This is a genomic window from Streptomyces bathyalis, assembly GCF_015910445.1.
In the GTDB taxonomy this organism is placed as follows: domain Bacteria; phylum Actinomycetota; class Actinomycetes; order Streptomycetales; family Streptomycetaceae; genus Streptomyces; species Streptomyces bathyalis.
The window spans coordinates 305844-317666 of the sequence record NZ_CP048882.1 but is presented as its reverse complement, the minus strand read 5'-3'; the positions used below and the strand labels follow the sequence as shown (position 1 = coordinate 317666).

Annotated in this window: 8 protein-coding genes and 1 tRNA gene; 7 read left to right on the top strand and 2 right to left on the bottom strand. The window is 67.1% G+C overall.

The features are described from left to right. Positions 1 to 370 precede the first annotated feature (370 nt). Positions 371 to 2293, bottom strand: a complete 1923-nt coding sequence (locus G4Z16_RS01480; protein WP_197348778.1) for a CocE/NonD family hydrolase — start codon at positions 2291 to 2293, stop codon at positions 371 to 373. Positions 2294 to 2563: 270 nt separating this feature from the next. Here G4Z16_RS01480 and G4Z16_RS01475 point away from each other — a divergent pair, with 270 nt between their 5' ends. From G4Z16_RS01475 to G4Z16_RS01460, 3 genes are all read left to right on the top strand, one after another. Continuing rightward, the gene (locus tag G4Z16_RS01475; RefSeq protein WP_246530616.1) at positions 2564 to 4138 is read left to right on the top strand and encodes an AbgT family transporter; all 1575 of its coding nucleotides are present in this window, start codon (positions 2564 to 2566) and stop codon (positions 4136 to 4138) included. 21 nt (positions 4139 to 4159) lie between these two features. Next, the gene (locus G4Z16_RS01470; protein WP_197348776.1) at positions 4160 to 5248 is read left to right on the top strand and encodes an ArsR/SmtB family transcription factor; all 1089 of its coding nucleotides are present in this window, start codon (positions 4160 to 4162) and stop codon (positions 5246 to 5248) included. An 898-nt stretch (positions 5249 to 6146) separates the two neighbouring features. Then, positions 6147 to 6818 (top strand): tyrosine-type recombinase/integrase, encoded by a 672-nt coding sequence (locus G4Z16_RS01460; RefSeq protein ID WP_246530615.1) that lies wholly within the window; start codon positions 6147 to 6149, stop codon positions 6816 to 6818. Positions 6819 to 6890: 72 nt separating this feature from the next. On the opposite strand, the gene G4Z16_RS01455 is transcribed toward G4Z16_RS01460, so the two are convergent. Beyond that, a tRNA-Pro gene (locus G4Z16_RS01455) sits at positions 6891 to 6964 on the bottom strand. 187 nt (positions 6965 to 7151) lie between these two features. Between G4Z16_RS01455 and G4Z16_RS01450 the strand changes: the two genes are divergently transcribed. From G4Z16_RS01450 to G4Z16_RS01440, 4 genes are all read left to right on the top strand, one after another. Beyond that, positions 7152 to 8537, top strand: a complete 1386-nt coding sequence (locus G4Z16_RS01450; protein WP_197348775.1) for an NAD(P)/FAD-dependent oxidoreductase — start codon at positions 7152 to 7154, stop codon at positions 8535 to 8537. Positions 8538 to 8806: 269 nt separating this feature from the next. Continuing rightward, positions 8807 to 9586, top strand: coding sequence for a glycosyltransferase family 2 protein (locus tag G4Z16_RS01445; RefSeq protein ID WP_197348774.1), 780 nt, complete (start codon positions 8807 to 8809; stop codon positions 9584 to 9586). Positions 9587 to 10323: 737 nt separating this feature from the next. Beyond that, positions 10324 to 10641: a CU044_2847 family protein gene (locus G4Z16_RS32255; protein WP_343070602.1), complete on the top strand. Its 318-nt coding sequence runs from the start codon at positions 10324 to 10326 to the stop codon at positions 10639 to 10641. After that, a complete protein-coding gene (locus tag G4Z16_RS01440) occupies positions 10638 to 11447 on the top strand; it encodes a S1 family peptidase (protein ID WP_197348773.1) in 810 nt (269 codons plus the stop codon). Before G4Z16_RS32255 ends, G4Z16_RS01440 begins: the two co-directional genes overlap by 4 nt. The last annotated feature ends 376 nt before the right edge of the window (positions 11448 to 11823 follow it).

The window sequence follows — 11823 nt, the reverse complement described above, 5'->3', positions numbered from 1 at the left end:
GTCGCCCAGGATCTGCGAGGGTGGGGCCGTCTCATCGGCACGCCGACAGGGAAGTCCGCACCCCTCCGGACCACGGCGGCATCCGGGCGTTCATCGTCTCGTGCGCCGGCAGCCTGCGTGACGCACCGCCGGGGAGACCGGCTCGCACGTCAAGGGCCGTACGCATCAGGTGAGGTGACATGTTGTCAGGCGCAAACCTGAGTTCGGCAAGTGGGTTTGCTGCCCATCGACGGCACACTGCGCAAAGCCGACGGATGGCCGACACTCCTCACCTGCCGCCACCTCTGCCACTACCGAGGAGCTTCGCGCTCCGCTGGGCTGCGAGGCGCCGGATGGTCCGCCGAAGCGGTGTGCAGGTGTGGGCATCTCCTCAGGGCGTTCCCGCCAGTGCATCCTCGGCCCCTCCCTCCAGCCACACCAGCAGGTGGGAGGGGCGCTCGGCGTCCATGTACACGGTGTTCGCGGCCACTGCGGTTCTGCGGGCGCGGGCCTCCGGTTCGCCGGTGTTGGTGTTGACGTCGAATCGAGGGAAGTTGCTGGAGGAGATGTCGAGCCGGATACGGTGACCGGCGGCGAAGAGGTTCGCCGTGTCCGGGGCGGTCACTTCGATCTCGTAGATCTCGCCCGGGGTGAGCAACTCCGGCCTCTCGTTGGAGCGGTGGAAGCGGCAGCGGACGATGCCGTCGGTCAGCAGCATGGCGAAGCCGTGCGGGTAGTCGTCGTTCGGCGGGTGGACGTCGAGGAGCTTGACGGTGAAGTCGGTGTCCGGGGCTGTGCTGGATATGTAGAGCCTGGCCGACACCGGACCGGCCAGCACCACGTCGCGCTCCAGCGGTGCCGTCGCCAGACTGACCACGTCGGGGCGGGAGTTCAGCGGCAGATACGGCTCGCGTGCCCCGTAGACCCGGGCGTCGGGTGCGTTCTGGTCGTATGCTCCGCCCGTCATCACCGGCTCGCCCGATGTGATTTGGCCGCCCATGGTCGGTACCGGGTTGCGCGGGTCGAAGTCGTAGGTCACCGACGCGGAGGAAGCCGTAGGCGGGGCGGTGGTGATCTCGCCGTCGGCCGTGAGGTAGAGCGTGATGGGTTCGGCCGACGTCGGCGGCCACTGGGTGTCGGTGCGCCACACGCCGCCGTGCCGCATCCGTCCGGCGGCATCCCGCCCGCCGTCGGAGCCGCCCATCAGGAAGTACTGGACGGTGGGCATCTCCTCGTCGTCCGGGTTCCCGGCGCCTGCCCGGCCCAGCGCGCGGTCGAACCATCGGCGGCGGAACTCCAGATACGACGGCGCGAGGTTGCCGTCCAGCGTCGCTTGCGGGCCGAAGTCCACGTCCCCGGCGTACGTCTCGCATCGATGTCCGTGCGTCCACGGGCCCATCACCAGGTACGCGGGCGCCGACTTCAGCTCCTGAAGTGCGGTGAAGTTCTCGATGGTGGAGCGGACGTACGGGTCGTACCAGCTGCCCATGTGCAGGCTCGGTGCGTCGGGGAAGCGGTCGTAGAAGCCGCGGCCGTAGATCGCGGGGTTGCGGTAGTAATCCCCGAACGTGTCCTGCCGCCACTGCTCCAGCAGGAAGTCCTCGTAGGCGGGCAGGTGCCGCAGCGGCGAGCAGCCCGGCCGCCACGGCATCGCACCGAACCAGCCCGCCACGTCCACCCGTCGCAGCTCCTCGGCAAGCACCCCGTCGGCCGCCGCTTCGGGGCTGTTCGTGGCGTGCCGCAGCGCCCACGTCACCTGCTTCAGCTCGAAGGCTCCGCCCATCCGCATCCCCGCGTCGTAGCCGGAAGAGAAGCCCCCCGAGTCCTGGAACATGGCTGCCAGGCCGGTCACCCCCTCCGCGGCCGCGGCAGCCTGGACGTGCGCGGAGTAGGAAACCCCCGTCATCACGACCCTGCCGTCGCACCACGGCTGGTCCCTGAGCCACGCGATCGTGTCGGCTCCGTCCGGGCCCTCGCCGAGGTACTTCACGAAGGTCCCCTCGGAGTCGCCCCGTCCCCGGCAGTCCTGCCGAACGACGTGGTAGCGGGCGTCAGTGAAGTACCGAGCGGTGTCCTGCGGCTGCGGTACCGGTGCATCACTGCGGTCCTGATCCGACCCGCGCCGCGCGCGCCGGCCGTACGGAGTGCGTTCCAGAAGCACGGGGAGCGGGGTCGCCTCCGGCGCCGGTGAGGCGGAGTAGAGGTCTGCGGCGAGGAGAATGCCGTCACGCATCGGGATGTGCACCGTGCGGCGCCACAGCGCGCCTTGGTGGAGGGGCTCGGGCCTGCGGGCAGGGGTGTCGTACGTGGTCACACCCGGGACGGTAAGCGGTGGACACGACCATGGCGATCACTTGACGTCATCAGGTCAACTGTTCCGCCGGGACGGTGACGGGCCCGGATGCGGGACCTACTGTGCAGCGCAACCCAGGAGGCCCCTCGCCACCGAGACGGCTCTCTCGTACCGATCCTGCTCGGCCCGGGCTTGCCCGGCCCTGAGTTCACTCCCCCCATGTTGATCCGCACGCCGCCGGCTGAGGAGCCGCGCCGTGCCCGCATTCCCGCCGTCCCAGTGGAGATCGCCGTGAAGACAACCGACAATCGCAGCCAGGAGGCACCGGCCGCCGAGTCCGACGAGGGCAGCCGCGGTCTGCGGCTTCTCGACAAGGTCGAGCGGGCGGGGAACGCACTGCCCCATCCGTTCTGGCTGTTCTGGATCCTGTGCGGGATCGTCGCCGTCACCAGTTTCGCGCTGAACGCCGCGGACCTGAAGGTCGAGGACCCGTCCTCGGGCGACCCGGTAGGCGTCCGCAGTGCCCTGTCGGCGGACGCAGTACGGGACCTGATCAGCGGTGCCCAGGAGTCCTTCGTCACCTTCGGCCCGCTCGGCACCGTGCTGATGGTGATGCTCGGTGTCGCCGTCGCCGAGCGGTCGGGACTCTTCGAAGCGCTCGCACGCCGCATGCTGTCCGGTCTGTCCCCGCGCACTGTTGTCCTGGGCGTCGCCTTGGGCGGCGTGCTGGGGAAGTTCCTTTCCGACTCCGCGTACGTCGTTCTCATACCACTCGGGGCGGTGGCATTCCGCGCCGTGGGGCGCTCCCCGATGCTCGGCATGATCGTCGCCTTCGTCTCAATCAACGCGGCAGGCGACGCCAACCCGCTGATCGCCCCCGGCGACGCACTCTTCGCCTCGGTGGCCACCGAGGCCGCCCAGCTCGTCGACCCGGACGTGGTGGTCCGCGCGACGGACAACATGTACTTCACGACGGTGTCCGCGTTCGTGCTCGCCGGAACCATCGCCCTCGTCGTGGACAAGATCCTCGCCAAGCGCGAGCACCATCTGACGCCGGACCCGGACCTGGAGGCAGCCGCTGCACAGCAGGTGGTCGCCGCGAAGGTGGACGACGCCACCGAGGTGCGGGCCCTGAAGCTGACGGGGCTGGCCGTGCTCTGCTACGCCGCACTGATCGTTTCTGCGATGCTGCCCGCCAGCTCGCCGCTCCGTGGCAAGGGGGGCGCTATCGTGGAGTCCACCTTCATGGAGGCCATCTCGGTCTTCCTCACCGTCTTCTTCCTGCTCATCGGCGCGGTGTACGGGCGGCTCACGGGGCGGATACGCGGGAGCCGCGGGATACCGGAAGCCATGGCGGAGGGTGTGCGTTCCATCGCGCCGCTCCTGGTGCTCTTCTTCGCCGTCGCCCAGTTCGTGGCGTTGTTCCAGTGGACCAACATCGCCACGGTAGTCGCGGTCGAAGGCGCCGGCTTCCTCAAGCAGCTCGGCGCGCCAGCTCTGGTGCTGTTCACCGTGCTGATCATCGCGGTCGCCCTGATGAACCTCGTCATCACCTCCGGCTCGGCCCTGTGGGCCCTGATCGCGCCTGCGCTGGTGCCGATGCTGTTGCTGCTAGGCACCAACCCAGCCACCACCATGGCCCTCTACCGCATCGCCGACTCCTGCACCAACTCCATCACCCCGATGAGCACTTCGTTCATGCTGTGCATCGGCTACCTGCAGACCCTCCACCGCAAGGCCGGCATCGGAACCCTGGTCTCCTTCACCCTGCCTGTCGCCATGATCATGCTGGTGGTCTGGGTGCTGCTGTTCTTCGCGTGGTATCTGATCGGGATCCCGCTCGGTCCGGGAGCTCCGGTGCGATGAGCGGCGCCGTAGGCTGAGGCCGTGAGCATCGTCCTCGACCTCGGAGGGCTCGACAGCGCCGATCTGGCGGTCGGGCCGTCCGCGCTGTCGGAACTCATGGCGAGTCTGCACGTGCTCGCCGAACCCGAGCACCACCCGGAGGCCGCCGGCTGGGCGGCCCGCGCGGTCGCGGCGGAACCCGGACTGTGGGACGAGCTGTCGGTGTTCGCGCCCCTGTGGGCACGCTTTCGCTGCCGCCTCTTCTTTCCTCGTACGCTGCCGCTCGCCGCGGGTCTGAACGAGGAACTGGCCGGGATAGCGGCGCTGCCGACGGAGGACTTCACGGCACTGGTGGCCCCGGGGGTGCTCGGCACCCGCGGGGCCGTGCCGTCGATCGGCGAACTGCGTGCCGGCACCTCTGCCGCGGAGGATTACGTGCGCCGTTGTCTGCGCCGCTCGTACGCCCGCGGTGAGCTGGCACGGCAGTTGGTGGCGTCGCCGACGGACATGCGGGACCGGCTGCTGGCGGTGCTGCGCGTCGCCGACGGCGCGTTCTTCGCCGAGGACTGGCGCTCCCTGCGTCCAGCCCTGGAGCACCATGCCCGGGAGGTACGACGCCGACTGGCGGCCCGGCCACCGGCGGCGGTGCTCACCAATCTGCTGCCGACGGCCGCCCGGTTCGGGCCGGGGGAACGGGTGCGGTTGGACAAGCTGCAGATCGACGAGGTCAAGGTGTCTCCGCGCTCGCTCGTCCTGGTGCCGTCTGCCCGGGTGTGGCCGCACTTGACCGTCAAGAACGAGCACTCGTCGTGCGTCGTGGTGCAGTACGCAGCATGCGGCACCACCCCGGCCGGGCAGCTGACCGTGCGGGACCTGCATGACCGGCTGATGGCGCTGGGGTCGCCGGCCCGGATGGAGCTGTGCCGTCATCTGCTGGGCGAGCCCATCACCACCTCAGAGCTGGCAGCCCGGCTCGGGTCCAGCGAACCGCAGGTCTCGCGCACGCTCCGGACGCTGCGCGACGCGGGTCTGGTCCGCTCCACCCGGGACGGCAAGCTGGTGCGGCACCGGCTGGCGACGGACGTCATACGGCGCCTGGGAGACGACGTCCTCGCAACCGTCGCGCGGTGAACCCCGTCCGCAGAAGCACACCAGGGGCGTCGACAGAGACCTCGGCGGAGCTCAGAGGGCGCATGCCACGCGGGTCAAGAGAGCCGGTCGGGTACGGGGGGATGCAGTGTGTCGCCTTAGAGCTCGTCTCTATTGGGGCTGACGTCCGGTGACCTGCGGCTGTGGGGTCATGAAGTGCATGGTGTCGGATGAGCTGTCGGAGTTCTTTCAACGCGTGGTGCTCGAGGACGCAGGGGCCGGGCGGCGCCGGTTCGGCCAGAGCATTGGTCGGCAGTGAGGCCGTTCCCCGACGTCACCAGAGCAACTCACGCTGACGGAGAGGCGGCACCAACCGGTAACGTCACAGGGCTGCGAGCGCCCCGTCCTCGTCGCCCGGAGTTCGAGGGCGCTCTCCGCTTGACTCGGACGGCGTGTCAGAGCGCGTCAGGGGCCGTACGCATCAGGGCGAAGTGACAGGTTGTCAGGCGCCAACCTGACTCCGAGAGATGGGTGCGTACACCGACTGAACACTGCCAAAGCCCGCAACCGCTGGCGAGTTCCACTGCATCTTCGTGCCGACCCGTTCAGGGAGTACTGCCGGAGCAGCACTGGCCGGAGGGCGGCCGACGCTGGGCCGGGGCCACGATACGGGGGATCCGTATCGGATGATCGGCGGCGAGGTCGTCGCGATTGAGATGAGCGTGGCCGGCGCTGATACAAGCTCGCCTTGATGCGAGAGCTAGCCGCTTAGCACACCACCACGTAACTCGGCGTGTCCTGCTTTCGATCTTCGACCGGCGATCAAGCTCGGGCAGGTGACCTACGAGTTACGGTGCCGAGTGAAGGTGACGCTGACGGTCGCGCGAGTACTGCCGGTGTTCCATGAGGATTCGCCGCTTCTCGCTACGGACTGGAATTGATGAAGGAAACGGGCCTGCCGTCAGGTTCGCTTTATCCGGTCCTTGCTCGCTTGGAGCGGGCTGGATGGCTGCGATCCTGCCGCGAAGCCATCGATCCTGGTGCCGAAGGACGGCCTCAGCGGAGGTATTACGAACTGACTCCGGATGGCTTGGTAGAGGCCCGCCGGGAACTCGCCGTTCTTTCTGAGCAGCTACGTCCACCCGGCGGACTGATCGACAAGGGCACCAAGGGGAAGAGACGGCGCTTCGTTCCAAGCATCCCCGAGATCCGCCCCTTGGTCGCGAGTCGACTTGAGGCAGTAGGCCGGGATCCGATGGCGCGGCTGTTCACCGGACCGCGAGGCGGCCGGATATCGACCGCCGTACTGCGTGACGCCACGCACTGGGACGAGGTCGTGGTCCGGCTCGGGTACGAGCACTTGCGTCGACACGATCTGCGGCACACAGGACTGACGTGGATGGCAGATGCGGGCGTTCCCCTCCACGTGCTCAGAAAGATCGCCAGACATGGCTCCCTGAGCACCACCCAGCGCTACCTGCACCCTGATCACCAGTCTGTCGAACTGGCGGGTGCCGCGCTCAACACCCATCTCCTCGCCGGGCGCACAGCTTCTGGTCCCCAAGTGGTCCCCAAGCCGCCTCCACAGCAGCATCTGCGGATCGTGCGCTGATCCCGGAGGAGGCACAGACGAAAGCCCGCTGACCTGGAGATTCGTTCTCCGTCAGCGGGCTTTACCGTGTTGTCGGGACGGCGGGATTTGAACCCACGACCCCTTGACCCCCAGTCAAGTGCGCTACCAAACTGCGCCACGTCCCGGTGCCCGACTCGGCTCGGGACCCGTGCCCCGCGCCGCTCGCGCACGAAGAACAATACATGACGTGCCGAGGTGCTCGCGCACCCATATGGGGCCGGCATAGGGCGGTGGCCTGGGTTTGGGCCGGAGGGCCGAGGGAACTGCGGGCAGGGTCCGCGAAGGTACACCCGAGGTCTGGAGCGCCCACCAGTGAGCCGGTCCCGCATAGTCATCGTCGGAGCTGGATTCGCCGGATACCAGGCAGCGAGGCGGCTCTCACGCAAGTTCCGCGGGGCTGCGGAGATCGTTCTCGTCAACCCGAACGACTACTTCCTCTACCTGCCCATGCTTCCGGAGGTCTCCGCCGGCGTGCTGGAGCCCCGTCGGGTGTCGGTTTCTCTGGCGGGCACCCTGCGCGGGGTGCGGCTGGTGCTCGGTGAGGTGGACGGGGTCGACCTGGCATCCAGGAAGATCACCTACGTGGACCCCGAGGGCAACGGGGGAGAGCTGCGTTACGACCGGCTCGTACTGACTGTGGGCAGTGTGAACAAGTTGTTGCCCATTCCCGGGGTCGCCGAGTACGCCCATGGTTTCCGGGGCATGCCCGAGGCCCTGTATCTGCGTGATCACATCACGCGGCAGATCGCGATGGCGACATCGGAGGAGGACCCGGCCGAGAGCGACGCGCGCTGCACCTTCGTGGTTGTCGGCGCCGGCTACACGGGTACTGAAGTCGCGGCTCACGGGAAGCTGTTCACCGATTCGCTCGCCAAGCAGCACCGCAAGGCCGGCAACGGGCTGCGAGGTGACAGTCTGCCCCGCTGGATGCTGCTCGACATCGCTCCCCGTGTGCTGCCGGAGCTGGACGAGCGCCTGTCGAAGACGGCGCACCGCGTGCTGACCAAGCGGGGCGTGGAGGTCCGGACGGGCATGTCGGTGAAGGAGGCGACAAACGAGGGAGTCCTCCTGGACGACGGCGAGTTCGTCAGGACGCGGTCACTGATCTGGTGCGTAGGCGTGCGCCCCGACCCGTTGGTGGAAGAGATGGGCCTGCCCACGGAGAAGGGCAGGCTGTGCGTCGACAAGTATCTGCAGGTGCCTGGTTATCCGGAGGTCTTCTCGTGCGGTGACGCTGCCGCGGTTCCGGATCTGACGCGGCCGGGCGAGTACACGCCGATGACCGGGCAGCACGCCGTGCGGCAGGGGAAGACGGTGGCGGACAACGTAGCCGCTTCCTACGGATACGGTCAGCGCCGCCCGTACAAGCACAACGACTTGGGCTTCACCGTGGACTTGGGCGGGGTGCAGGCGGCGGCAAATCCGCTGGGGGTGCCGCTGTCCGGGCCGCTCGCCAACGCGGTGACGCGCGCCTATCACTTGGCTGCGCTGCCCGGGAACCGCGTGCGTGTGGCTGCCGACTGGCTGCTCGACGCGCTGCTGCCGAGGCAGGCTGCCCAGCTGGGCCTCGTGAGGTCCTGGTCGGTGCCGCTGGAGTCGTCCTCGCCGGAGTTGGCGCACTCCCCACGGCGGTATCAGGGACCCGAGGGCCGGCGGACAGACAGCCGCAACGCCGGCGGCAACTCCGCTCAGGGGTGAGCGAGATGTCCACAATCGGCGCCTCGTCCACAGAAAGTAGTGACTCAGAACTCTGAGTGACCATCGCGGGCTAGCTTGTCTTCCGTGCCCGGCGAGAGCCGCCGGGTCATACGCGAAGAGGAGGGGCCCATGCACGGGGGGCTGCCGTTCATCGGTGTCAGCGTGCTGGTGTACGGGGTGGTCGGAGCCGTCGTGATAGCGGGCAAGGCCCTGCGGCGCTGCCGGCGGGCACGTCCTGCAGCAACCGCGGCGGCGCAGGGGGTGAGCACGTGGTCCGCAGCGTCACGGTGATCATCCCGGCGCACGACGAGGAAGAGGGCCTGCCCGCCACCCTGGAGTCGGTGCTCAGCCAGTCGGTGCCGCCGGAGCAAGTCATCGTCGTCGATGACGCCTCGCGGGACCGGACCGGAGACGTGGCGCGCCGTTACGGTGTTTCCGTGCTGCGCCCGCCGCAGAATCTGGGCAGCAAGGCACGGGCGCAGAACTACGCACTCCCGCACTGCTCAGGGGAGTTGGTGCTTGCGGTCGACGCCGACACGGTACTGGCGAGGGACTACATCGAGCGGATCCTTCCCGCCTTCGACGACCCTGAGGTCGTCGTCGCCGCGGGCAACGTGCAGACGCGGTTTGCCCGGACGGTCTGGGAGCGCGGCCGTTCGGTGGAATACCTCTTCGGCTTCCACTGGCACGCGAACTTTGGGCCGGTTGGGGCCGCTGGCGATAACCAGCGTCTTCGGAGGTCAGATGCCCTGTGGTGTCATTTCAGTGATGTGCAGGTGCGACCAAGTGTTGCCAGTCTCAACCGGCCTCATGCTGACTTGATGCTGACTTTCCTGATGGATCGTCAGCTTCTCGGTCCACGGCCGAATCGACCGTTGAGCGGAAGAACGGGGGAGTGCTTAGAGGCGCTTGGTCGGATACCTGGCCTCGATGACGTGACCTGGAAGAATGAACGTCCAGGCCACATCGCGTCGGTGGTCGTGGGACGCATGTGGGATCTGCTGGCTGCTTCCAGCGCCAGTCGGATCACGCCTCCCGGTCCGGGCTGAGCAAGATCGTCCCTGTTGGTTACGTGATTGGTCACGAGACACGGAGACAGAGAGAAAGCCCCAGATCATCCCGCACTTATCCGAGCGCCTTCCCCTCGACCGCACGTGCCACTACAGCCAGACCGAGGAAGCGCAGAGGCGTGGCGAGGGATCCGTCCGGGACACCGGCGCGGTCATCCCCGGCTTCACACCCGCCCCGCCGGCGGCTGCCGATCCTCCACCGAACAGAATCACGCCCTCCCGGACCGTCGAGTTGCGGCAGCGCACCTGGACTGCAGAGCCCACCAGGTCGGCCCGTGCGCCTCCTCCCACGAACCCAGACACCGGTACGGCACCGGCGGAAATCCGCTGTGCAGGACATGCAGAGAACGTCGCACACCCCCGCCGACCCCTTCAGCCCCAGACAGCGTGTGACTGAAACGGCACGCAGACCGCGTTTCGCGCGCGTAGCACTGTCATGAGGCCACCTCAATGGAAGTGACAGCCTGTCAGGTGTCACCATGAGTGAGAGAGATGGGTTATCTGAGTGACCGCGCGTTGCGCCGGCCGCTCCTCATGTCCCTGAACTGCGATTACCCGCACGAGATGCTGCCAATGGGCAGACCAGGCTCCTGTGACGACTGCAGTACTCAAGAGCTCGCAACGGATGAAAGTTGGCCCGACATTGTGAAGCGGCGCTAGCCTTATGGCGGCTGGAGCACGGGGCCTTGAGTACAAGGGATCGGGGGACGTCCGCAGTGACACTGCCAGAGGTGAGAGTGGAGACGGTCGCGCTCGATGCCAGCGGCTCACGCCAGATTGGCAACAGGACACGCACCTCTGCGTTACTCGGAGAGCGTGCGGCTGAGGTGCAGGAAGCCATAGCTCAGGCGTCGGCTATCGCTCAGCAGTCGCTTGCGCAAGCGCCGCAACATCAAGGCTGGGGTATCGCCAGTGCAGAGGTGACCTTCGGGCTTGCTCTTGGAGCGGAGGCAGGCGTCATCCTCTCCAAGGCGTCTGCAGAGGCCTCGTTCGAGGTCACCCTCACGTTGGAGCGAACTCCGACAACGTCATGACATCTAAGGGCTATTGGGTGGACCTCTCCCAAGCGGATCGTCGTCTGGGGGCCGGCTTTCTGCTCACACGTAGGTACGTGCTCACAGCCTTGCACTGCTTGTCCAGGCTGGATCCTCTCGACGACAAGGTCGAAATCAAGTTCGCGGATGGGCAACAGGTGAGCGGCCACGTGTGCCGACTGGCCCAGGAAGCTGATCTAGCGCTGGTCGAGATCGCTGAGGTGGACCAAGTCCGCCATCCCCTCCCCGCTGCCGGCATTGCCTCTCCCGGCGACCGGTGGCAAGGCCCGTATCGTCCGGCCCCTGACGACGCCAGACTCAGCGGCATTGTCGATCACGGTCGGACATCTCACAAGTGCGAGCGGGGCGGAGTCATCGAGGCGTTACAGTTGACCGCCGACCAGCATCTCGGGGACTACTCCGGCTACTCAGGAGGTCCTGTTGAGGGCACCGTTGAAGGACGGGACCCTGTTGTGCTCGGCATACTCTTGGAACAGGTTCTCGACCGGTGTTCCAGTGACGGCCGAGCCGCCAACGTACTGATTGCGGCCACTGTGGCCGAAGCTCTACGTCGCTTTGACCAGTTCCACGTGGGGCATCTGATCGACGTTATCCGGCCGCCATCGGGCGCGCCTTCAGTCTCCGGGCCGGGGAATCCAAACGGTGGTACCCAGGAGTACATCAACAAGGGTGAGGCGTTTCTCGTCGCACTGCAGCAGTGGGCGGACCGTGGGCTCATTGACACTGGACAGGCGACCGAGCTCCGGTTTCGCGCGATGCAACGGCTGATCGATGGTGAACTGTGAGGGGCGGCAATGCGTGAGCCTCTGTCTTCGAATGCGGCCGATGGTTGTGAGTCGTGGTCAGACATCATCCCAGCCGGAGAGAGCGCCGCTTGTGGGGATGAGGATGCCAGGAGACTGCTCGCACTCCTCGTTCCGGCCTTTGTAAGCCGCGAAGCGATGGCGTTGGATCCCACGACGCCTGAGCATGCCGCCTACTTTGTTTCGCTGCTGGATGCGGCGGGCCTTCACGACCTCTCCTGCACTGTCATCGATGCCCTGACGCGCTGGACTCGGTCAAACGTTGTTCCGCCTCATCAACGCGGCGCAATAAGCAGCAAGTTGATTATCCTTCTCGTCGACCGTGATGAAACGGACATGGCGCTGAGGCTACTCCCGC